The sequence below is a fragment of the Streptomyces sp. NPDC047000 genome, from assembly GCF_040644295.1.
In the GTDB taxonomy this organism is placed as follows: domain Bacteria; phylum Actinomycetota; class Actinomycetes; order Streptomycetales; family Streptomycetaceae; genus Streptomyces.
Window position 1 is genome coordinate 16,565 of sequence record NZ_JBEYWE010000010.1, and the last position, 22,203, is coordinate 38,767.

The 22,203-nt window shown below is 72.7% G+C and carries 21 protein-coding genes; 10 read left to right on the plus strand and 11 right to left on the minus strand.

All coding sequences use genetic code 11. From position 1 onward, the window contains the following. The first annotated feature begins 71 nt into the window (after positions 1-71). Entirely contained in the window at positions 72-2,306 is a 2,235-nt protein-coding gene (locus ABZ862_RS17765; RefSeq protein ID WP_360958877.1) for a glycoside hydrolase family 3 C-terminal domain-containing protein, read from the plus strand. A 180-nt stretch (positions 2,307-2,486) separates the two neighbouring features. Further along, positions 2,487-2,702, plus strand: a complete 216-nt coding sequence (locus ABZ862_RS17770; RefSeq protein ID WP_360958881.1) for a dodecin — start codon at positions 2,487-2,489, stop codon at positions 2,700-2,702. Between the two features lie 27 nt (positions 2,703-2,729). On the opposite strand, the gene ABZ862_RS17775 is transcribed toward ABZ862_RS17770, so the two are convergent. Next, complete coding sequence (locus ABZ862_RS17775) at positions 2,730-2,993, minus strand: hypothetical protein (protein WP_360958884.1); 264 nt, start codon at positions 2,991-2,993, stop codon at positions 2,730-2,732. Positions 2,994-3,106: 113 nt separating this feature from the next. Continuing rightward, positions 3,107-3,439 (minus strand): SHOCT domain-containing protein, encoded by a 333-nt coding sequence (locus tag ABZ862_RS17780; RefSeq protein ID WP_360958887.1) that lies wholly within the window; start codon positions 3,437-3,439, stop codon positions 3,107-3,109. 276 nt (positions 3,440-3,715) lie between these two features. Here ABZ862_RS17780 and ABZ862_RS17785 point away from each other — a divergent pair, with 276 nt between their 5' ends. Beyond that, a complete protein-coding gene (locus ABZ862_RS17785; RefSeq protein WP_360958890.1) occupies positions 3,716-4,417 on the plus strand; it encodes a nucleotidyl transferase AbiEii/AbiGii toxin family protein in 702 nt (233 codons plus the stop codon). A gap of 6 nt (positions 4,418-4,423) precedes the next feature. Here the strand turns inward: ABZ862_RS17785 and ABZ862_RS17790 are convergent, their stop codons facing one another. Continuing rightward, positions 4,424-4,834 carry a DUF302 domain-containing protein gene (locus ABZ862_RS17790; RefSeq protein WP_360958892.1) on the minus strand — a complete coding sequence of 137 codons (411 nt, stop codon included), beginning with the start codon at positions 4,832-4,834 and terminating at the stop codon, positions 4,424-4,426. 323 nt (positions 4,835-5,157) lie between these two features. On the opposite strand from ABZ862_RS17790, the gene ABZ862_RS17795 reads away from it, so the two are divergent. The 4 genes from ABZ862_RS17795 to ABZ862_RS17810 all read left to right on the plus strand — a co-directional run bounded on the left by ABZ862_RS17795 (position 5,158) and on the right by ABZ862_RS17810 (position 8,370). Then, positions 5,158-6,399, plus strand: a complete 1,242-nt coding sequence (locus ABZ862_RS17795; protein WP_360958895.1) for an FAD/NAD(P)-binding oxidoreductase — start codon at positions 5,158-5,160, stop codon at positions 6,397-6,399. Positions 6,400-6,450: 51 nt separating this feature from the next. Continuing rightward, positions 6,451-6,768, plus strand: coding sequence for a TusE/DsrC/DsvC family sulfur relay protein (locus ABZ862_RS17800; RefSeq protein ID WP_360958898.1), 318 nt, complete (start codon positions 6,451-6,453; stop codon positions 6,766-6,768). Positions 6,769-6,832: 64 nt separating this feature from the next. Next, complete coding sequence (locus tag ABZ862_RS17805) at positions 6,833-7,306, plus strand: DsrE/DsrF/DrsH-like family protein (protein WP_360958901.1); 474 nt, start codon at positions 6,833-6,835, stop codon at positions 7,304-7,306. Positions 7,307-7,356: 50 nt separating this feature from the next. Continuing rightward, positions 7,357-8,370 (plus strand): LLM class flavin-dependent oxidoreductase, encoded by a 1,014-nt coding sequence (locus tag ABZ862_RS17810; RefSeq protein WP_360958904.1) that lies wholly within the window; start codon positions 7,357-7,359, stop codon positions 8,368-8,370. Here ABZ862_RS17810 and ABZ862_RS17815 read toward each other — a convergent pair. The 5 genes from ABZ862_RS17815 to ABZ862_RS17835 all read right to left on the minus strand — a co-directional run bounded on the left by ABZ862_RS17815 (position 8,322) and on the right by ABZ862_RS17835 (position 14,066). Further along, a complete protein-coding gene (locus ABZ862_RS17815) occupies positions 8,322-9,329 on the minus strand; it encodes a lysophospholipid acyltransferase family protein (protein ID WP_360958907.1) in 1,008 nt (335 codons plus the stop codon). The genes ABZ862_RS17810 and ABZ862_RS17815 overlap by 49 nt on opposite strands. Next, entirely contained in the window at positions 9,329-10,105 is a 777-nt protein-coding gene (locus tag ABZ862_RS17820; RefSeq protein ID WP_360958910.1) for a GNAT family N-acyltransferase, read from the minus strand. The genes ABZ862_RS17815 and ABZ862_RS17820 overlap by 1 nt, the downstream gene beginning before the upstream one ends. Before the next feature lie 516 nt (positions 10,106-10,621). Continuing rightward, the gene (locus ABZ862_RS17825; RefSeq protein ID WP_360958913.1) at positions 10,622-11,371 is read right to left on the minus strand and encodes a succinate dehydrogenase/fumarate reductase iron-sulfur subunit; all 750 of its coding nucleotides are present in this window, start codon (positions 11,369-11,371) and stop codon (positions 10,622-10,624) included. Beyond that, entirely contained in the window at positions 11,368-13,308 is a 1,941-nt protein-coding gene (locus ABZ862_RS17830; RefSeq protein ID WP_360959362.1) for a fumarate reductase/succinate dehydrogenase flavoprotein subunit, read from the minus strand. Before ABZ862_RS17830 ends, ABZ862_RS17825 begins: the two co-directional genes overlap by 4 nt. Positions 13,309-13,394: 86 nt before the next feature. Beyond that, a complete protein-coding gene (locus tag ABZ862_RS17835; RefSeq protein WP_360959364.1) occupies positions 13,395-14,066 on the minus strand; it encodes a succinate dehydrogenase in 672 nt (223 codons plus the stop codon). A 120-nt stretch (positions 14,067-14,186) separates the two neighbouring features. Here ABZ862_RS17835 and ABZ862_RS17840 point away from each other — a divergent pair, with 120 nt between their 5' ends. Further along, positions 14,187-15,080, plus strand: a complete 894-nt coding sequence (locus ABZ862_RS17840; RefSeq protein WP_360958916.1) for a LysR substrate-binding domain-containing protein — start codon at positions 14,187-14,189, stop codon at positions 15,078-15,080. 121 nt (positions 15,081-15,201) lie between these two features. On the opposite strand, the gene ABZ862_RS17845 is transcribed toward ABZ862_RS17840, so the two are convergent. The 3 genes from ABZ862_RS17845 to ABZ862_RS17855 form a co-directional block, all read right to left on the minus strand. After that, entirely contained in the window at positions 15,202-17,340 is a 2,139-nt protein-coding gene (locus ABZ862_RS17845) for an EAL domain-containing protein (RefSeq protein ID WP_360958919.1), read from the minus strand. Then, entirely contained in the window at positions 17,337-18,149 is an 813-nt protein-coding gene (locus ABZ862_RS17850) for an SAM-dependent methyltransferase (protein ID WP_360958922.1), read from the minus strand. Before ABZ862_RS17850 ends, ABZ862_RS17845 begins: the two co-directional genes overlap by 4 nt. A gap of 466 nt (positions 18,150-18,615) precedes the next feature. After that, entirely contained in the window at positions 18,616-19,569 is a 954-nt protein-coding gene (locus tag ABZ862_RS17855) for an SCO0930 family lipoprotein (protein WP_360958925.1), read from the minus strand. Positions 19,570-20,606: 1,037 nt separating this feature from the next. Here ABZ862_RS17855 and ABZ862_RS17860 point away from each other — a divergent pair. Both ABZ862_RS17860 and ABZ862_RS17865 read left to right on the plus strand, forming a co-directional pair. Next, positions 20,607-21,371, plus strand: a complete 765-nt coding sequence (locus ABZ862_RS17860; protein ID WP_360958928.1) for a DUF4239 domain-containing protein — start codon at positions 20,607-20,609, stop codon at positions 21,369-21,371. 257 nt (positions 21,372-21,628) lie between these two features. Beyond that, positions 21,629-22,192, plus strand: a complete 564-nt coding sequence (locus tag ABZ862_RS17865; RefSeq protein ID WP_360958932.1) for a hypothetical protein — start codon at positions 21,629-21,631, stop codon at positions 22,190-22,192. Positions 22,193-22,203 lie beyond the last annotated feature (11 nt).

Sequence of the window (22,203 nt, forward strand, 5' to 3'; positions counted from 1 at the left end):
TCTACTGCACCATCCCAGGCAGCACCAGCCGGCGACGAGCCGGTACCGCTCTGTGTACGAAGGAGCCGCAGATGCATCGCACCCGTGGGCCGGCCGCGAGACGGGCCCGCCTGATCCTCCCCGCGGCGGTGTTCGCCCTGTGCGGGGGCCTGTTGCAGGCGCCCGTCGCCTCGGCGGACGCCACGACCGACGCGGCGGGCTTCCCCGCCGGGTGCCCGTGGATGGACACCACCAGGAGCGCCGGGGAGCGGGCCCGTGTCCTGCTGGGCGCGAGCACCCTGGACCAGGAGCTGCGCTGGCTGGTGGAACAGCCCGCCAACCAGCCGTCGAACACGGCGTTCAGCGGTGTGACGTACCCGGCGCAGCTGCCCTGCACGCCGAACGTGACCTACACCGACGGCCCCGACACCGTACGCGGTTCGACCGGTGTGACGGGCTTCCCCGCCCAGATCGGGCTGGCCGCCAGCTGGGACAGCGGTCTCGCCTACGCCAAGGGCAAGGCGCAGGGCGACGAGGCGTTCCGCAAGGGCAAGAACGTCGTCCTCGGCCCCGGTGTGGCGTCCGGCCGCACCCCGCTGTCCGGCCGTACGCCGGAATATCTGGGCGAGGACTCGCTGCTCGGCGGCACGCTGGCGGCGGCGCAGACGAACGGGCTGCAGAAGGGCGACCCCGACCGGCCCACCATGGCCGTCCTGAAGCACTACGTCGCCAACGAGCAGGAGCTGGACCGGACGACCAGTTCCTCGAACGTCGACGAGCGGACCCTGCGCGAGGTGTACGAGCTGCCCTTCGAGGTGGCCCTGGGCGATTCCAGCCCCGGCGGCATCATGTGCTCGTACAACCAGATCAACGGCGTCTACGCCTGTGAGAACCCGCTGCTGAGGGACGACCTGAAGAAGCGGCTCGGCTTCGACGGCTATGTCGTCTCGGACTTCGGCGCCGTCCACTCCACGGCGGCCTCCCTCGCCGCCGGCCTCGACCAGGAGCTCAACCGGCCCAACTGGTTCACCCCGGCCAAGCTCGAGGCGGCGCTGGACGCCGGGCAGATCACCCGCAGGCAGATCGACGAGGCCGCGTACCGCGTGGTGAAGGCCTACATCGCGGCCGGGCTGTTCGACCATCCGGTGCCCACGACACCCGAGGCCGATGTGTCGACGGCAGCTCACAAGGAGCTGGCCCGGCGGATCGTGACGGAGGGTTCGGTCCTCCTGAAGAACCAGGGCGGTGTGCTGCCGCTGTCCTCGAAGGTGAAGAAGATCGCGGTCATCGGCCCGACGGCGTCGAACACCCCCACCAACGGCGTCAGCGCCGCCACGGTCTGCGGGATGAGCGGCTTCGGCGCGGGTGCCTGCAGCGACCCGGTGGCCCCGCTGGACGCCATCCGGGCCCGCGCCGCCGAGACGGGCGCCACGGTCACCTTCGACGACGGCTCGGACACCGCCTCCGCCGCCGCGGCCGCCGCCGGTGCCGATGTGGCCGTGGTGTTCGGCTACAGCAAGACGGGCGAGGGCTCCGACCGGACGAACCTCGGCCTGGACGGCAACGGGGACGCCCTGATCTCGGCCGTCGCCGCCGCCAACCACCGTACCGTCGCCGTCCTGGAGACCGGCAGCGCCGTGCTGATGCCCTGGCAGAACGACGTCAGGGCGATCCTGGAGGCGTGGTACCCCGGTGAGCAGCAGGGCACGGCGCTCGCCCGGCTGCTGTGGGGCGACGACAACCCGTCCGGCAAGCTGCCGATGACCTTCCCGAAGTCCCTCGCCGACCTGCCGACCCGGTCGGCCGCGCAGTACCCGGGCGTCTTCGCCGGCGGCGGCACCACGCGCCCGGCCGGTGACCGCACGAGCATCCGCCAGGTGAACTACAGCGAGGGTCTCGCCGTCGGCTACAAGTGGTACGAGTCGCAGGGCATCGCGCCGCTCTACGCCTTCGGCCACGGCCTGTCCTACACCACGTTCGCCTACTCCGGCCTCCATGTGAACGCCGACGCGAACGGCGTGCACGTGCGGTACACGGTGACCAACACCGGGGACCGCAGCGGCACCGACACCGGGCAGGTCTACGTCACCCTGCCGAGGTCCGCGGGCGAGCCGGGGAGCCGGCTGGCCGGATTCACCCAGGTGGAGCTGCGGCCCGGGCAGCACAAGCGGGTCGACGTCACGATCGCCCGCGACGCCTCCGACCACCCGCTGTCCGTGTGGGACACGGACCGGGACGCCTGGGTCACCCCGTCCGGCAGCTACTCCGTGGCGGTGGGCTCCTCGTCCGCCGACCTGCCGCTGAGGGACACGGTGGTACTGCGGTAACGCCGTACGCGGCGCGGGCACGGGCCGCGTACGTACGGCGACGCGGCCGGGCCGGGGCGGTCACCCGTGACGGGTACGCCTCGCGCCCGGCCTGCGCATGGGGCACGGTGGAGTGACGCAGGACACGCCCCCCATGGCGTCACCGCGTCATCGCGTCACCGCGGAGAGGAGTACAGCCGTATGACCGAGCACACGTACCGGGTCACCGAGATCGTCGGCACCTCGCACGAGGGCCTCGACCAGGCCGTCCGCAACGGCATCGCCCGCGCCTCGCAGACCCTGCGGCATCTGGACTGGTTCGAGGTGAGCCAGGTGCGCGGGCAGATCACGGACCAGCAGGTCGAGCACTGGCAGGTCTGTCTGAAGGTCGGCTTCCGGCTCGACGAGGGCGAGTGAGCCGGCCGCGCGGTCCCCGGGCCGGGTTCAGTTCCCGCTGGGGCGGCCGTGCTCGCTGTGGGCGAGGCGGCTCATCCGGGAGCGGTACTCGGCCGGGCTGATCCGCCCCCCGAGCAGCTGCGCGGTCCAGCGCTGCTCGGTGTCCTCGAGTTCGGCGCGCGCACCTCGTTCGCGGGCCGCACGGCTCGTACGGGCCGGCCGGACGGTACGCGGGGAGACCAGCCGGACGGTGTCGCGGACGGCACCGGCCAGGATGAACGTCCCCAGCAGCAAGGCGATCAGCGCGGTCATCGGCGGTCTCCCGGGCCCGGTCGGTTCTGTCGGTTCTGTCAGTTCTCGAGGTTCTCGAGGTTCTGCCGGTGGTTCTCGAGGCTCTCCCGGCGCCGCCGGTTCCTCCGGCTCCCTCAGTGTTTGGTGAGACGGGGACCGCCGGCGTCGCGCAGGACCGCGAGGCGTCTCCGGTACTCGTCCTCGTCGATCTCGCCCCGGGCGAAGCGCTCGGCGAGGAGCTGTTCCGGGGTGGGTGCGGTGCCGTACGGCGGATGCTGTGGCGGCGGGGCGTCGTACGGCGGACGCTGCGGCGGGGTCTCGTGCGGCGCCGAGGGGCCGCCGCCCGGCCTGGACAGGGCACGGAAGAGCAGCACGCCGATGGCGATGATCACCGCCCAGAAGAGGATCATGCCGGCCGACATCGCGAGCCAACCCCATCCGCCGGGGTCGTGGCCGTACCAGAACATCGCTGTCACTTCCCTCACGGCCGGGCGGACGCGGGCCTGACACCCACGGCTTCCCGGCCCCTCACGCTCACCATCTCTCCGGCCCGGGCGGGCGTCATGGGCCGGTGGGGCCAGGCGCGCGGGCCCATTGGGCCTCTACCCTGCGGGGGTATCCAGGGGTCTGCGGGAGCACGGGGCGCAGCGGCCCGCCGGGGCCCGCGACCTGCGGCAAAGCCGTACGGTCGGGCACGGGCCCCTGCCCGGCCACCGGGGAGGGGCCGGGGGGACAATCGGCGTATGACCGCACCGCCCTCCGCCGCCGGGCCCGGGCCGCGGGCCGCCCGGCGGCGGGACCTGCTGACCGACGTGCTCGTCGTCGGCGCGCCGTACGCGCTGGCGCTCACCGGCGGTCAGGCGGTGCGCGCGCACGGGCTCGTGGAGCGGGTCAGCCGTGATGTGGACGTGGCGACCGAGAGCCAGGCGGACATGGCCTCGATCGCGGGCGCGCTGCGGGCGGGCCTGACGGCGTACGGCTGGTCGGTACGGGTGCGGGAGACGGCGCCGCTGGCGGCCGGGCTGCTGGTCACGGACCCGGCCACCGGGGAGAGGCGCGAGGTCACCGTGGCCAAGGAGACGCTGTGGCGGCCCCCGGTGTCCACCGGTCTCGGGCCCGCGCTGGCCCTGGAGGACGTGGTGGGGACGAAGGTCAGGGCGCTGGCCGACCGGGGTCTGGCCCGCGATCTGGTCGACGTGCACGCGGCCGCCGCCCGCTGGACCCTGCCCGAACTGGAGGAACTGGGCCGCCGCCATGCCCCCGACGTCTTCGACCTCGCCGATCTGGCGGCCCGGCTGACCGGCCTCGACTGGATCGACGACACCGAGTTCACCGCTCACGGCCTGGACGACGACGCCGTGGCCGGGCTGCGGCGCTGGGCCCAGGCGTGGGCGGACGACATCGCGGAACGCCTCGTCGAGGGCGGGGCGCCCGAGGAGGAGTGACGCGCCTCAGCCGTCCAGGGCCGGTGCGGTGAGCGAGGCGAGGGCGGCGTCGAGGCGGCGTCCGGCCTCCTCGGCGACCGGGCGCAGGGCCTCCAGCCCGGTGAGGGCGACCATGGTGTCCGGGTCGAGGACCTGCACGGTGGTGCCGCCGCCGTCGGTGCCGGCGCGGACGACCACGTTGCAGGGCAGCAGGAGCCCGATGGTGCGGTCCAGCTCCAGTGAGCGGTGCGCGAGCGGCGGGTTGCAGGCGCCGAGGATGACGTAGTCCTCCATGTCGTGATCGAGTTTGGCCTTGAGGGTGGCGGTGACGTCGATCTCGGTGAGGATGCCGAAGCCCTGCGCGGCGAGGGCGTCGCGGACGCGGCTCACGGCGGTGGCGAAGTCGGCGTCCAGGCGGACGGTGCGGTCGTATCGCATGGCTGGTGCCCTTCCGGTGCGGCGCTCCCGGTCACGGGGGCCCGGTCGTCACGGACCCACCGCCCAATATACCCCTGGGGGTACTCAGTCCCGACGGGGGCCGCCACCCGCACGGAGGCGGGGAGGCACGTCGCGGGCCGTCCGGCCCCGCGTCCGGAATGGCCGCCCTCTCATACCCTGAAGGGTATTTCGACCAGCCGCAACACCGTGAGGGGCGACCGCGGAGCGGCCGGGATCAGCCCCTCCCGATATACCCCGGTGGGTACCTCCGCAGGGACCTCCGGCCCCTCACCCGCCCTCGCCTCCGGGACGACAGTGAAGGCATGGGAACACACATCGTGATCCTCGGCAGCGGCACCGCCGGAACCCTCACGGCCAACCGGCTCCGCCGCAGCTACGAGGAGAAGGAATGCCACATCACGGTCGTCGACCAGGACGACGACCACGTGTACCAGCCCGGTCTGCTCTTCGTGCCGTTCGGGGCGGCCCGCCCCGACCACCTGGTCCGCCCGCGACCGCGTCAGCTGCACAGCGGGATCGACTACCGCCGGTCGACGATCGACCGGGTCGACCTGACGACGCGGACCGTGCACTTCACGGCCGGTGACCAGGTCACGTACGACGTCCTCGTGGTCGCCACCGGCGCCGCGCTCCTCCCCGAGGAGACGGAGGGCCTCACCGGCCCCGGCTGGAACGAGAACGTCTTCACCTTCTACGACCTCCCCGGCGCCCTGGCCCTGCACCGGGCACTGGAGCGCTTCGAGGGCGGCCGGCTGGTCGTGAACGTGGCCGATCTGCCGATCAAGTGCCCTGTCGCGCCGCTGGAGTTCGCGTTCCTCGCCGACTGGTGGTTCACCCGGCGCGGCATCCGCGACCGGGTACGGCTGACCTACGCCACGCCGCTGGACGCCGCGTTCACCAAGCCGGTGGCCGCCGGGGCGCTGGGCGGGCTGCTGGAGAGCAAGGGCATCGAGATGGTCACCGAGTTCACGCTCGGCGAGGTCGACGGCACCGGCCGGCGGCTGGTGTCGTACGACGGACGCGAGGTGCCGTTCGACCTGGCGGTCGTCGTACCGCTGCACGGCGGCGCGGAGTACGTCTCCCGGTCGCCGGAACTGGGCGACGGGCTCGGCTTCGTCCCCGTGGACCAGCGCACCCTCCAGCACCCGGACCACCCCGAGGTGTTCGCCATCGGCGACGCGGCCGCGCTGCCCGCCTCCAAGGCCGGTTCGGTGGCCCACTTCGCCGGCGACGTGCTGGTGCACAACATCCGCCGCTTCGTCGCCGGGCAGGAACCGGACGCCGTCTTCGACGGGCACACCAACTGTTTCGTCGAGACGGGCCACCACAAGGCCCTGCTGATCGACTTCAACTACGAGACCCAGCCGCTGCCCGGCCACTTCCCCGGCCCGGTGGGGCTGCCGCTCCTGAAGGAGTCGCACGCCAACCACCTCGGCAAGCTCGCCTTCGAGTGGATGTACTGGCACAGCCTGCTGCCCGGCCACGAACTGCCCGGGATCGGCTCGGCGATGCCGGAGCGCGGCAAGACCCGGGTCCCCGCCTGATCCGCACCACCGCGGACGTGATCCGGACACACCCCGGAAAGGAAAGACATCATGGCCACCGCCACCTACGCCGACACGGCCGTCACGGTCGACGACGAGGGCTTCTTCACCGACGCCGGTCAGTGGACCGAGCCCATGGCCGGGCAGCTCGCCCGTGAGGCGGGCATCGAGGAGCTGACCGACCGGCACTGGACCGTCATCCGCTTCATGCGCGCCGAGTACACCGCCAAGGGCACCGGGCCCACCGTCCGGGCGCTCGGCAAGACCTCCGGCGTGAGCGTCAAGGAGCTCTACCAGCTCTTCCCCAAGGGCCCGGCCAAGACCGCCGCGAAGATCGCCGGCATCCCCAAGCCGCGCGGCTGCATCTGACCGCCCCGTCCGCAACGGCATCCGCACCGGCACACGTACCGGCATCCGAGGAGGGCACACCGTCATGGCCGCCACCGGCACGATCGAGAAGGTCTCGATCATCGTCTCCAAGGGATCCCTGGAAGGGATCTACCCGGCCCTGATCATGGCCAACGGCGCACGCGCCGAGGGCATCGAGGCCGACCTGTTCTTCACCTTCTTCGGCCTGGACGCGGTCACGAAGAAGCGCTGGGACGGCATCAAGCTGGCCACCGTCGGCAACCCCGGGCTGCACCTGCCCACCCTGCTGGGCGGTCTGCCGGGCGTCCCCGGCCTGCTCACCCGCTACATGTCCCGCAAGATGGAGAAGCTCGACATCCCGCCCGTCCCCGAGTTCATCGAGATGATCTCCGACACCGGCGCCGGCATCTACGCCTGCAAGGCCTCGGTCGACCTCTTCGAGCTCGGCAAGGACGACCTGATCGAGCAGGTCCAGGGCGTCATCACGGTCGGCGAGTTCTACGAGCAGGCCGCGGGCGGCCAGATCATCTTCACCTGACCACCCCGCCGCCCCGGGAATCCCCCGCCGCCGCGGACGTTGTCACCCGTGTGACCTCGCTGCTCCCCGCCCTCCGCGTCTCCGTGCTCGACCGCTCCCGCATCCGCGAGGGCCACCCTCCCGCCGAGGCTCTGCGGGACACGGTACGGCTGGCGCGGGAGGCGGAGGCCCTCGGATACCACCGGTTCTGGGTGTCGGAGCACCACGGGGTGCCGGGGGTGGCGGGATCGGCGCCGACCGTGCTCGCGGCCGCCGTGGCCGGGGCGACCCGCACCATCAGGGTCGGCACGGGCGGGGTGATGCTGCCGAACCACCGCCCGCTGGTGGTCGCCGAGCAGTTCGGGGTCCTGGAGTCGCTGTTCCCCGGCCGGATCGACATGGGGCTCGGCCGCTCGGTCGGCTTCACCGACGGCGTCCGCCGGGCCCTCGGCCGGGAGAAGGAGGCCGCCGAGGACTTCGAGGCCCAGCTGCACGAGCTCCTCGGCTGGTTCCGCGGCACCGATCCGACGGGGGTCCGTGCCCGGCCCGCCGAGGGCCTCACCGTCCCGCCGTTCGTCCTGGCCATGGGCGAGAGCGCCGGCATCGCGGCCCGCGCCGGCCTCCCGCTGGTCATCGGCGACCTCCGGCACCGCGAGAAGATGCTGCGCGGCATCGACCGCTACCGCTCCGCCTTCCGCCCCTCCCCCTGGGCACCGGAACCGTACGTCGTCGTCTCCGGCACGGTCGCCGTGGCCGCGACCCCCGAGAAGGCCCGGCGCCTGCTGCTCCCCGAGGCCTGGTCCATGGCCCGCGCCCGCACCCGGGGCGCCTTCCCGCCGCTTCCCCGGGCCGAGCAGATCGACCCCGCCGCCATGACCGCCCGGGAGCGCACCCTCTACGAGTCCGCCCTCACCGGCCACCTGGCGGGCACCGAGGAGCAGATCGCCGATGCCCTGGAGACCCTGCTGCGGGAGACGGCCGCCCAGGAGATCCTGGTGACCACGAGCACGCACGACCGCGAAGCCCTGCTGGACTCCTACCGACGGCTGGCGCGGGTGGTGGGGAACGGAACGCTCCGCGGGTGATCCGCGTCCCCTCGGTACGGCGGTGCGGGCGCGACACCGGGAACCGGCCCGTCCCAGGGCGCCGTGACCGGGCGGGGCCCGACGAGGGGTGCGGGGACGCCGCTGCCGGGGGTGTGGGCGGGCAGACGGTCCTGGTGTGGTTCGGGGGCGTCGGACGGCGGAGCCGTTCCGGGGGCCGTGTCGATCGCGTGGGCGGCTGCTCGGGCCAGGGTGCGGCGGTCCGGGTGGGTGCCGGGGAGGATCAGGGGGAGGATCTCGACCTCGGCCAGGAGGTGACGGGTCGTGGTGACGCGCCAGAGGGAGGCCGGCAGGGTGTCCTCGCCGACGAAGGCGGGGACCGAGGTGGGGGCTCCCGTGGTGAGGCGGTAACGGAGGCGGACCGGCTGGACGGGGACCCCGGCGTCCAGGGCGGCCTGGAAGACGGCGTGGTGGAAGCGGCCCCGGGCCCGGCCGCACCAGGTGCTGCCCTCGGGGAACGCGGCGACCGCCGCGCCCGCGCGCAGGGCCTCGGCGATCCGGGCGACGGCGGCGGGCAGGGCGCGCAGCCGGTCCCGTTCGATGAAGAGGACCGCCCCGCTCCGGACGGCGACCGGCCCGGCGACGGGCCAGTGGCCCACCTCGGTCTTGGCGAGCATCCGGGCGGGGCGCACGGCGGCCAGCAGGGGGATGTCCAGCCAGGAGATGTGGTTGGCGACCAGGAGGAGGCCGCCCTCGGCGGGGGCGGCCCCGCCGGTCGTCACGACGCGGACACCGGCGGCCCGGACGATCGCCCGGCACCAGCGGCCGACCAGCCAGGCGGGGATCCCCCGCCGGGCCGGCGTCGACAGCGCGATCCCGGTGAGCAGCAGGACCGCGACGGCCGTGAGGCGCAGGACGGCACGGGGTACGGCCGCCCGGGATCCCGCCCGCTCCACGCACGCCCCCGGGGTGCAGGGGGCGGTGGGCAGCCAGACGCTCATCAGGCCGGGACGAGGGAGAGGAAGTGCTTCAGGTAGCGCGGGTTGACCCGGCGCATGGGCAGCAGCACGTACAGGTCGGCGACTTTGAAGTCGGGGTCGTGGGCGGGCTCGCCGCAGACCCAGGCGCCGAGGCGGAGGTAGCCGCGCAGCAGGGCGGGGAGGTCGCTGTTCGCGGGCGGGGCGGTCGCGGGCGCGGGCGGGATCCAGGGGAGCAGCGGGCGGACCCGGAACTCCTCGGGGGCCAGGTGCTTGGCGCGGACCCGTTCCCAGGTGGCGGAGGCGAGGGCGCCGCCGTCGGCCAGCGGGACGGAGCAGCAGCCGGCCAGCCACTCGTGGCCGCGGTCGGTCATGTAGCGGGCTATGCCCGCCCAGATGAGGCCGATGACCGCGCCGTCGCGGTGGTCGGGGTGGACGCAGGAGCGGCCCACCTCCACCAGGCCGGACCGGATGCCGTCGAGCGCGGTCAGCTCGAACTCGCCCTCGGAGTAGAGCCGTCCGGCGATCGCGGCGCGCTCCGGCGGGAGCAGCCGGTAGGTGCCGACGACCTGCCCTGTGTGGGTGTCGTGGACGAGCAGGTGGTCGCAGTGAGCGTCGAAGGGGTCGATGTCGTACCCGGGCCGGGGGGTGGCCAGCAGGGCGCCCATCTCGCCGGCGAAGACGTCGTGCCGCAGCCGCTGGGCGGCGCGTACGTCGGCTTCGTCGCGGGCGAGGCCGACGGTGTAGCGGGCGGGTGCGGTCGGCTGCGGGGCACGGTCGAGGGTGGAAACCCCGGTCATGGCTCTCTCCTGGTCGCGGGCCGGATCGGCGGGGACTCGGTCGGGCCCGTGGTGAGCGGCCCGCTCCTGTTCTTCCGATACCGGTTTGCGAGCGCGTTACCTGCGCCAGGAGAGCGGATGTGGGAATGCTGAACGCCGTGCGCGGCGTGCCGTGACGGCCGGGTGCGATTCCTGCGGACGCCTCCGGAGATCACGGATCAGTCTACCGAGCGCGGGGAGGAGTGGCGGGGCCGGGACGAGCACCGTTCCCGGCCCTGCCCGTCCGCACCTCGCTGGCGGACGATCGAGGGGCTAGCGCCGCGGCAGGCGACGTTTGCCCATGAAGGAGCGGCGTCCGGTGCGTGCTCTCTGGGGGTCCCCCCTGCTCGAAGAGCTTGGGGGAGTGCCGGCCGGAAGCCCTCGTACTGGATGTACTCGGGCTTTCGGCCGGTGCGGCGAGTGGGGGTCCCCCCTGCTCGAAGAGCTTGGGGGAGCGTGCCGGGCGTCGCGACGGAGCGAACGTCGCCTGTCGCGGCGCTAGCGCCTGGCCACCTTGCGGGTGGCGCGCAGCCATTCCTTGTTCATGCCGGTGATGGACATCAGCGGGATGCCCTTGGGGCAGGCGGTGGCGCATGCGCCGGTGAGGGTGCAGCCGCCGAAGCCCTCCTCGTCCATCTGGGCCACCATGTCCAGTACCCGGGTCTCCCGCTCGGGGGCGCCCTGCGGCAGGACGTTGAGGTGGTTGATCTTCGCGGAGGTGAACAGCATCGCGGCGCCGTTGGGGCAGGCCGCCACGCAGGCTCCGCAGCCGATGCACTCGGCGTGCTCGAAGGCGAAGTCGGCGTCGGGCTTGGGCACCGGGGCGGCGTGCGCCTCGGGGGCGGCACCGGTGGGGGCGGTGATGTAGCCGCCGGCCTGGATGATCCGGTCGAGGGCGGAGCGGTCCACCACCAGGTCCTTGACGACCGGGAAGGCGGAGGCCCGCCAGGGCTCGACGTCGATGGTGTCGCCGTCGTGGAAGGACCGCATGTGCAGCTGGCAGGTGGTGGTGCGCTCGGGGCCGTGCGCGTCGCCGTTGATGACCAGGCTGCATGCGCCGCAGATGCCCTCGCGGCAGTCGTGGTCGAAGGCGACCGGGTCCTCGCCCTTGAGGATGAGTTCCTCGTTGAGGGTGTCGAGCATCTCCAGGAAGGACATGTCGGAGGAGATGCCGTCCACCTCGTACGTGGACATGGCGCCTTCGGCGTCGGCGTTCTTCTGCCGCCAGACGCGCAGGGTGAGCTTCATGCATAGCTCCGCTGGGTGGGGTGGACGTACTCGAAGACCAGGTCTTCCTTGTGCAGGACGGGAGCGGAGCCGGTGAACTCCCAGGCGGCCGCGTAGCCGAACTCGTCGTCCCGGCGGGCGGCCTCGCCGTCGGGGGTCTGGGACTCCTCGCGGAAGTGGCCGCCGCAGGACTCGGCGCGGTGCAGGGCGTCGAGGCAGGTCAGTTCGGCCAGTTCCAGGTAGTCGACGATGCGGTTGGCCTTCTCCAGCGACTGGTTGAACTCCTCGCCGGTGCCGGGCACCTTGATGCGCCGCCAGAACTCCTCCCGGATCTGCGGGATGCGTTCGAGGGCCTTGCGCAGTCCGGCTTCGGTGCGGGCCATGCCGCAGAACTCCCACATCAGCTCGCCGACTTCGCGGTGGAAGGAGTCGGGGGTGCGGTCGCCGTCGACGGAGAGCAGGCGCCGCAGGCGGTTCTCGGTCTCCGACAGCACCTCGCGCACGGCGGGGTGCCCGGGTGTCACCGGCTCCTGGTGGGGGTTGCGGGCGAGGTAGTCGTTGAGGGTGGCCGGGAGGACGAAGTAGCCGTCGGCCAGGCCCTGCATCAGCGCGGAGGCGCCGAGGCGGTTGGCGCCGTGGTCGGAGAAGTTGGCCTCGCCGATGGCGAACAGGCCGGGAACGGTGGTCTGGAGGTCGTAGTCGACCCACAGGCCGCCCATCGTGTAGTGCACGGCGGGGTAGATCCGCATCGGCACCTCGTACGGGTTCTCCGCGGTGATCCGCTCGTACATGTCGAAGAGGTTGCCGTACTTCTCCTCGACCGCTTTGCGGCCGAGTCGTTTGATCGCGTCCGCGAAGTCGAGGTAGACGCCCTGGCCGCCGGGGCCCACTCCCCTGCCCTCGTCGCAGACGTTCTTCGCGGCGCGGGAGGCGATGTCGCGCGGCACCAGGTTGCCGAAGGACGGGTAGATGCGCTCCAGGTAGTAGTCGCGCTCGTCCTCGGGGATCCGGTCCGGCGGGCGGGTGTCGCCCTTGGCCTTCGGCACCCAGATGCGGCCGTCGTTGCGCAGCGACTCGCTCATCAGGGTGAGCTTGGACTGGTGGTCGCCGGTGCGCGGGATGCAGGTGGGGTGGATCTGGGTGAAGCAGGGGTTGGCGAAGTACGCGCCGCGCCGGTGGGCCCGCCAGATCGCGGTGGCGTTGGAGTTCATGGCGTTCGTCGACAGGTAGAAGACGTTGCCGTAGCCTCCGCTGGCCAGGACGACGGCGTCGGCGAAGTAGGTGTCGATCTTCCCGGTGATCAGGTCCCGGGCCACGATGCCGCGGGCCCGGCCGTCCACGACGATCAGGTCCAGCATCTCGGTGCGCGGGTGCATCTCGACGTTCCCGGCGGCGATCTGCCGCGACAGTGCCTGGTAGGCGCCGAGGAGGAGCTGCTGGCCCGTCTGGCCGCGGGCGTAGAAGGTGCGGGAGACCTGGACGCCGCCGAAGGAGCGGGTGTCGAGGAGACCGCCGTACTCGCGGGCGAACGGCACGCCCTGCGCCACGCACTGGTCGATGATCTCGACGGAGATCTGCGCGAGGCGGTGCACGTTGGACTCGCGCGCCCTGAAGTCGCCGCCCTTGACGGTGTCGTAGAAGAGGCGGTGCACCGAGTCGCCGTCGTTGCGGTAGTTCTTCGCGGCGTTGATGCCGCCCTGCGCGGCGATGGAGTGGGCGCGGCGCGGGGAGTCCTGGTAGCAGAACTGGACGACGCGGTAGCCCTGTTCGGCGAGCGTGGCGCCCGCCGAGCCGCCGGCCAGACCGGTGCCCACGACGATGACGGTGTGCTTGCGCCGGTTGGCGGGGTTGACCAGCTTGGCCTCGAAACGGCGCTTGTCCCAGCGTTCCGCGACGGGGCCGGCGGGGGCCTTGGTGTCGGCGACCGGATCGCCGGTGGTGTAGTGCGTGTAATCCACGTGCGGCACGGTGGCCTCGGGGGTCAGGTCGCGGGCGCCGCCGGTGGCGGGGGTGCCGTCGGCAGGGTTCGGGTTCACGGTCATGGTCAGCTCACCACTCCGGTCATGACGCCCACCGGTACGGCGATGAAGCCCGCGGTGAGCAGCAGCGCGAGGACGTTCGCGGAGATCTTCAGGGCACGGTCGCGGGCGCGGCTGCCGGCGCCGAGGGTCTGGGCGGCGCTCCAGAAGCCGTGCCGGATGTGCAGGCCGAGCGCGAGCATCGCCGCGATGTAGATGACGTTCCCGTACCAGGTGGAGAAGGTGTCCACGACGTTCTGGTAGGGGTGGCCGGGCTGGAAGCCGCCGGAGTGCGTGGTGCCGGTCGTCAGGTCGAGGATGTGCCAGACGATGAACAGGCCGAGGATGACCCCGCCCCAGCGCATGGTGCGCGTCGCGTGGCTCCCGCCCGCCTTGCGGTGCTCGTACTTCTGCGGGCGGGCCCGCAGGTCGCGGCGGCTGAGCTGGTAGGCGGAGACCGCGTGGGCGACCACCGCGACGACCAGGACGACGCGGACCAGCCAGAGCGTCCACTCGTAGTGCATGAACGGTTCGCCCACGGTGCGCAGCCAGTGCGCGTAGTGGTTGAACTCCCCCGCGCCGAAGAAGATCTTGAGGTTGCCGATCACATGGGCGACCAGGTACAGCAGCATGATCAGTCCGCTGACCGCCATGACGGTCTTCTTGCCGACGGTGGAGTCCCACACGGTACGCGCCATCGACGGCCGTCGGTCCGTCCGCGTTGCCAGTGCCATGGGTCCTGACGCTAGGGCCGAACGTCCCCATCGGTCCAAGACATGGTCCGGCTCGTTTCCATAGCCTGAGACTATCGTTGCTGTATGCAGTTCCAGCAGCTCCAGTATTTCGTGGCCGTCGCCGAGACCCGGCACTTCACCCGGGCCGCCGAACAGGTCCATGTGGCCCAGCCCTCGCTGTCCCAGCAGATCCGGGCGCTGGAGCGGGAGCTGGGCGCGGACCTCTTCCAGCGGGCGCGCGGCAACATCACGCTCACCGACGCCGGGGAGGCGCTGCTGCCGCTGGCCCGGCGCATCCTGGCCGACACCGAGACCGCCCGCTACGAGGTGCAGGAACTGGCGCAGCTGCGGCGCGGGCGGGTGCGGCTGGGGGCGACGCCGAGCGTCTGCACGGGGCTGCTGCCGGACGTGCTGCGCGCCTTCCACGACCGGTACCCGGGAGTGCGGCTGCTGATCGAGGAGGGCGGCTCGCACGATCTCGTACGGGAGCTGGCGCGGGGGGCGCTGGATCTGGCGCTGGTCGTGCTGCCGCTGCCGGCTCCCGCACCGGCGCTGACGGCGCGGGAGCTGCTGCGGGAGGACCTGGTGGTCGTGTCGTCGCCGGACGCGCCGGCCCCGGGGCGGGGGGCGGCGGTGCGGGTCGGGGACCTGGAGGGGGAGCGCCTGGTGATGTTCCGGCACGGGTACGACCTGCGGGAGCTGACCGTGGCGGCATGCCGGGCGGAGGGGTTCGAGCCGTCGTTCGCGGTGGAGGGCGGGGAGATGGACGCGGTGCTGGGGTTCGTGCGGGCGGGGCTGGGGGTGGCGGTGGTGCCGCGGATGGTCGCCGTGCGGTCGGGGCGGGATCTCCGGGTGACGCCGCTGGCCCGGCCGGGGCTGTACCGGACGGTCGCCGTGGCGCACCGGAGCGATGTGGCTCCGCCTCGGGCCGCGCGGGAACTGCAGGAGATGCTGTTCGAGCGGTTCTCTCTTCGCTGACGGTGCCCTGCGGGGCGTTGGCGGGGTTTTCGCGCCGGGGGCCTCTTGCCTGTTCGCGGCGTGCGGGTGGGTGGGGGTTGGTCGCGCAGTTCCCCGCGCCCCTGGGGGGTGGGTGGGGTTGTCAGGTGGTGGCGTCTGCCAGGGCCAGGTGGTGGAGGCGGTCCGGGGGGCCCGGGCGGGCGTAGTACCAGCCCTGGGCCGTGTCGCAGCCCAGGAGGCGGAGCTGCTCCGCCTGGGCGCCGGTCTCCACGCCCTCCACCGTCACCGTGAGGTCGAGGCCGTGGGCCAGGGTGACGATGCCTTCCACGATCTTGAGGTCGACCGGGTCCGCCGGGAACTGCTGCATGCTCCGGGTGAACGAGCGGTCCAGCTTGAGGACGCTGACCGGCAGACGGCGGAGGTTGGCCAGGTTGGAGTAGCCGGTGCCGAAGTCGTCGAGGGCGATGTCGACGCCCATCTCGGCCAGCCGGCGCAGGGGTTTGAGGAGGTCGTCGTCGGCACCGATGAGGGCGGACTCGGTGACCTCCAGGCACAGGGCCGCCGGTTCGACACCGAGCCGCTCGAGGATCTCGACGGTGTCCTGGACGAGGCCGGGATGGGTGAGCTGGCAGGGCGAGAGGTTGACGTTGATGCGCAGCGGACCGGTGCCGGTGTGCCGGTCGCGGCGCCACTCGCGGGCCTGCCGGACCGACTCCTCCAGGACCCAGCGCCCGAGCGGCACGATCAGCCCGGTGTGTTCGGCGAGCGGGATGAAGCGGTCGGGGCCGAGGACCCCGTGCTGCGGATGCAGCCAGCGCACCAGCGCCTCGGCGCCGCGCACACTGCCGTCGCCGAGATGGACCAGGGGCTGGTACTCGATGAAGAACTCGCCGCGCTCCAGGGCCGTCGGCAGGGCCGTGGTGAGCCCGTGCCGGGTGATGGCACGGGCGTCGGCCTCCGCGTCGGCGAGTTCGAAGCGGTTGCCGCCCGCCGACTTGGCCCGGTACATGGTGATGTCGGCGCTGCGCAGCACCTCCGCGGGACCGCGCTCACCGGCCGGCCCCTCGACGACGCCGATGCTGCCGCGGACGGTCAGTTCGCGGCCGTCGATGCGGACGGGGGCGAGCAGGACGTTCATGATGCGGGCGGCGAGCTCGTCGACCTCGCGCTGGGTGTCGGGCCCGGTGGTCAGCGCGACGAACTCGTCGCCGCCGAGCCGGGCGACCATCTCGCCGGGCGCGGTGGCGCACGACTGGAGCCGGTCGGCGACCTCGACGAGCAGCCGGTCGCCGGCGGCGTGGCCGAGGCTGTCGTTGATGGTCTTGAAGCCGTCCAGGTCGAGGTAGCACAGCCCGAAGCGCTGTCCCTCCCCCGCCGAGAGGGCCTTCTCGAGACGCTCGAAGAACAGGGTCCGGTTCGGCAGGCCGGTGAGGGCGTCGTGGGTGGCCTCGTAACGCAGCCGGAGGTTGAGCAGCCGGCGCTCGGTGGTGTCCTCCATCAGCGCGAGCTGGTACTGCGGGCTGCCGTCGGCGTCCCGCAGCAGGGACACCGTCAGATTGGTCCACAGGACGGTGCCGTCGGGGCGGTAGAACGCCTTCTCCACGTGGTAGTGCTCGCGTTCGCCGCCGACCAGCTCCTCGTAGAGCTTCCAGATCTGCGGGGCGTCCTCGGGATGGGTCCACTCCCGTGCGTTGCGGGTGCGCACGGCGTGCTCGGAGCCGCCGAACATACGGACCAGGGCTCCGTTGACCTGGAGTATGTTGCCGTCCAGGTCGGCGATGCCGATGCCTATCGCCGCGCCTTCGAACACCGCGCGGAAGCGGGCCTCGCTGGCGTGCAGCGCCTGGGCGACCACGCCCTGCGCCTGGAGGGCGGCCTGGGCGATGGACTCCTGTTCGCCCAGGGTGCGTTCGCGCAGCGCCTGGGCGTACCCGGCGGCCATGGCGTGCTGGAGGCGGGCCGAGCGGGCGCGCAGGTCGTCCTGGGGGCCGTCGCCACCGCAGTAGAGGACCAGATAGGCGTCGACGCAGTCCAGGGTGCGGCTGAGCACCTCGGGGTCGGTGCAGTGCGCGGCGACGAGGGCGGCGCCGACCGCCTTCCCCTCGTCGGCCGCGTGCGTACGCGCCCGCAGTGCCTGGCTCAGCCGCCGGGCCAGCGGCAGCAGCCGCTCCTCGAACTCCGGGCGGGTCAGCGAGGTGGAGGTCACCGGGAAAACGGCCCGGCTCCAGATGGTCGCGAACCGGCGCAGTCTGTCCTCCGGCCCGTCCGGCTCCGCGATCACGCCGTACGCCCCACGCCGGCGAAACCGGAGGACGCCCAGGGATCCTCGTCCTCCGACCCCGACTCCGGCCGCCACTCCGGCATCGGCACCAGTCCCGGTTCCACCATGTCGTACCCCTCGAAGAACCGCGCGATCTCGTCGCGCGTGCGCATGATCAGCGGGTTGCGGATGTCCTCGTACACACCGACCGTGCCCGCGGCCCGCTCGCGTGGCAACGGGATGCCCTCGTACGCCGCGTGCGTGAGGATCAGCATGCTGCCGGGCGCGAGCGCGTCCCTCAGCTGTGCCACCGCACCGTACGGGTCCTCCGAGTCTGCCACGAAGTGAAGTATGGCAACGAGAAGCAACGCCACTGGACGATTCAGGTCGATGAGCCGGTCGACCTCGGTACTCGCCAGGATCTCATGGGGCTTGCGGAGATCGGCGGCCACGACGTCCACCTCGTCGTGGCCGGCGAGAACCGCCTGGCTGTGCGCCACGGCCACCGGGTCGTGGTCGACATAGACGACCCGGGCACCCGGCACGGCGGCCCGGGCGACCTCGTGGACGTTCCCGAACGTGGGAATGCCGGAGCCGATGTCGAGGAACTGCGTGATGCCCTCGGACGCCGCGAAACGCACCGCACGCCGCATGAAGGCACGATTCGCCTGACTGATCTTGGGAAGCCCCGGTATGAACTCCATGGCCTTGCGGGCGGCTTCCCGGTCGACCTCGAAATTGTGCGAACCGCCCAGGTAGTAGTCGTAGATCCGGGAGACGCTCGGCACCGAGATGTCGATGCTCCGGGGGGCCCAGGCGGGTCGCTCCATCTCATTCTCCGTGACGTAGGCGGCGTAGGCGGTTGGGCGGTGCTGGCGGCGTAGTCGGGCGGACGTTCCCGCTGAGGCTACTGATCGCCCGGCAACAGAGCGAGCGGAAACGGAAATTGACCGTCCGTTCCCGGTCAGAAACTGTGCGGTCATGGCCGCTTCGGGGTTCATATCGTGACCGTTCGGGCGGCTGAACACGACCACCGGTGCCTTGACGGCGACCGTTCCGGGCCATTGCTGTCGACCTGTCCCGGTCCTGGGTCGCGTTTTTCCCGGCCTTCGGTCCGGGGCGCGGTTTACGGCCATTCCGCGAGCGCCGGCCGGGCGCCGGTCCGGAAGCCGCGCGTCCGGGAGCCGTGCGTCCGGGCTGCGCGGGTCCGGGAGCCGCGCGTCCGGGACGCAAAAGGTCCGCCCCCTCCCCGCGGTGCGGAGGGGGCGGACCCGTGCGGTACCTCGCCGGTCCCTGTTACGACGCGCCGACCGGCTTGCCCTCGGGCGAGACGGCGTACCAGGTGCCGCCGACGCCCTGGCCGTTGGTGTCACCGGCGGCCTTGTCACCGGAGAAGGTGTAGATCGGCCAGCAGTTGACCGTCATCTGCTTCACCCCGTCGGGGCGGGTGAAGGGCATCAGGCCCTTCTTCTTCACACCCTTGGTGTCGCTCTCGGCCACCGGCCCGACCGCCGGCCACTTCTCCAGGCAGGCGCCCGTGCAGTTGGACACCGACTTGGGCCATGCCTTGTCCTTGAGGAAGCGGTAGACCGTCATGCCGTTCTTGTCGACGATGATCTCGCCCAGCTTCGGGTCCTTGCGGGTGGACAGACCGGGCAGCGAGGCGAGGGTCGCCTTCTTGCCGGTGGGCGCCAGCGCGTACCACTTGCCGCCCACGCCCTGCCCGTTGACGTCACCCGCGTTGACGTCCTTCGCATAGCGGTACGCCGGCCAGCCGCCGACCGTCAGCTGCTTGGTGCCGTCGGCGCGGGTGACCTCGCCGAGCAGCGCCTTGTCGATACCGGCGCCCGCCGTGGCGTCGTCCGCGGGGACCGGCGGCCAGGTCGTGGCGCAGTCACCGTCGCAGTTGGACTTCGGCGGGTTCGCGGTGTCGGCGTCGAACCGGTAGAGGGTCAGCCCGGAGCCGTCCGTCAGCACCTTGCCGAGGTCGGGGTTGTCGACCACGGCCAGTTCCCCGGCGGGCTCCGCCGGACTGGCGGTGCTCTGGCCGTCGGCACCGTAGCCGTTGCCCGCGCCGGTGCTGGCGGTCGCACCCGCGCCGTTGCTCCCGTCGCCGACCGCGGCCGTCGCACCCACGTTCTGCGCGGCAGCGGCCGGCGTGGTGGTGTTTCCCTGGCCGCACGCCGTCGTCAGCGCCAGCACGGCCGCGGCGCCGACCACCATCGAAGCACTCCGCAAGGAGGCCTTCATCGTCAACTCCCCATTGTCGCCTGTTGGTTGCAGCGCCGTCCTGTGCCGCCGCACGGCCCTGTGTACGCATGGGGACGGCCGGAGTGTTCAACGCCGGCACAAATTTCTTTCCGCACGCTGTGCCGAGCCGCCCCGGACTCGTACGCGCGTGCGCTTCCGGCAGGTCAGGAGGGCGACGGTTCAAACCGCCGTACGGTGCCGCTCCCTCGTTCGGGCCAATCCCCCGCCGCAGCGGCGTGCCGGGGCCGGCGGGTGCCCATGATCTCCGTCGTGCACCGATCCGAACGAACACGATCCGCCCCGGCGGTACGGGTGTTGGCGCTGATGGCGCTGGGGTGGTTCCTCGTCGGCGTCCCGGCGGGGCCGGCCGCGGCGGACGCCTGCGCGTACGCCTCCACGGGCCCGGACGGTACGACGGCGGTGGCCGTCGCGGGACCAGGGCCGGGACCGGAGCCGGGACCGGGGCCGGGCGGCTACGGCGACTCCTGGCCCGCCCCGCCCTTCCCGTCCGTACCGCCGCTGCCGCCCCCGTGCCAGAAGCCGACCCCCACGCCGCCCCCGCCCCCGCCACCACCGCCACCACCTCCGGAGCCCACCCCCACCCCTGCCCCGCCCGCACCTCCGCCGCGCCCGGAACCGCCCGTACGCCCGGCCCCGCCGCCCCGCACGCCGGAGCCACCGCCCGCCCCGGCGCCACCGGCACCGCCCCCGTCCCCGAAGCCGGTTCCGGAACCGGCCGCACGACCTGCCCCGAGACCGGCCCCCAGACCGGCCCCGACACCTCGTCCGGCCGCCCCGCGCCCCTCGGCGACCCCGGTCACCTACCCCCGCTACCGGCCGCACACCGTCAAGCACCGGACGCACCGCACCACGTCCCCCGTCGTCTACGTCCTGCTCATCACCGCACCCGCGATCGTCGCCGTGGCAGCGCTGCGCCCGCGCTGAGCCGACGGCCGGCGACCCGCCGACGGCCGCCACCGGAACCCGGCACCCGCCCGGTCCGCCCCACCGTCACGCCCGCTCCCTGGAGGTTCCCGTTGTCGGATTGGCTCGTTCTCACCCTCGCGATGCTGGCCGCCTGTGCCGTGGTCGTCGTCATCACCCTGCTGCGCAACCGCTCGGCGGCCGTGGACGAGGACCCCAGCGAGACCCCGGACGTCATCGAGTACATGACCATGTGGATCGGCGTCGTCTACGCCATCGTGCTGGGCCTGGCCATTGCCGGGGTGTGGGAGGCCCGTGGTGCCGCCCAGGACCATGTGCAGGCGGAGGCGCAGGCGCTGCACGAGGTCTCCGAGCGGGTGCGGGTCTATCCGCCCGCCGTCCGTGACCGTGTCCGCGACGATGTCAACGCCTATGTCGGACAGGTCGTGCACCAGGAGTGGCGGACGATGGCCGACCACGACCGCCTCACCCCGCGGGGCGACGCGCTCCTCCGGCGGGTCCGCGCCGATGTGACCGACTACCGGCCCGCGACGGACTTCGAGGCGCAGGCGTACCAGCCGCTGGTCGACCAGGTGGCCGCGGCGGACGCGGCCCGGCAGGCGCGGGCGGACTCCACCGGGGCGACCATGCCGGGCGTGGTGTGGTTCGGTCTGGTGGCCGGCGCCGTCATCACCGTCGGTATGGTCCTCGCGCTGCAGATCCGCAGAACGGTGCGGGAGCTGGTCCTCGCCGGGCTGTTCTCCGCGCTGATCGCCTTCCTGCTGTTCCTGATCTGGGACTTCGACTCGCCCTACAGCCGGGGCGTCACCGCCTCGGCGGGACCGTTCCTCAGCCTCTTCCCGCACCTGGGCGGCTGACGGGGGCTCACCCTGTCCGCGTAGCCGCGCTCCCCGGCCCCGGGCTCCCGCCTCGCCGCTGGGGGGCGGCCCGCCACGCCGTACGGGTCGCCCGACTGCCGTGACAGCGTCCCCTGTCCGGCCCACGTGCGTGCCCCGTTCGTACGACTGCGTTCGCGGCGACGCGGCCGCGTTCCTAGCGTTTTCCTCATCGAGGTGCTTCTCCGGCGCGGCGGAAGGGGTCCGCCGCCGGTCCTCGGGAATCCGAAGGGAACACCATGCGCGCGATACACGCCGCCGCGGCCGTACTGCTGGCCGTGACCGTCACGGGCTGCTCCGCCACCGGCATGTACGCGAACGGTGCCGACGGCGGCCGGGGCCTCGCGCCGTTCGGCTTCTCCGTGCAGCCGTCCGTGGTCGCGGCGGGCGGCCGGGTCACCCTCCGGGTGGACCGGGACGGCGTGTGCCGGGACAAGGTCATGGTGACGTCGGGCGTGTTCCCGACGGTGGTGGTTCCGCCGCGGGGGACGACCGCGACGGCCACGGTCGACCCGCGGGCCGTCCCGGGCGCGACCTACCTGGTGACGTTCAGTTGCACCACGACGGCCGGCTCCGCCCAGCTGACGATCGCGGGCGGCGGCTCCCGCCGGCAGGCCGAGCCGCTCCAGCCGGCGTACCCGGTGCGGCATGTGCGGCCGGAGCGGGGCGTCCGTGCCGGTGAGGGCGGCAGCGCGGGCGGGTTCGACGCCGGGGAGATCGGCCTCGGCACGGCCCTGGTCGCCGGGTCGGCCGCGGCGGCGTACCGGCTTCTCCGCCGCCGCACCGCGGACGGCGGCGCCTGACGGCCCGCTGC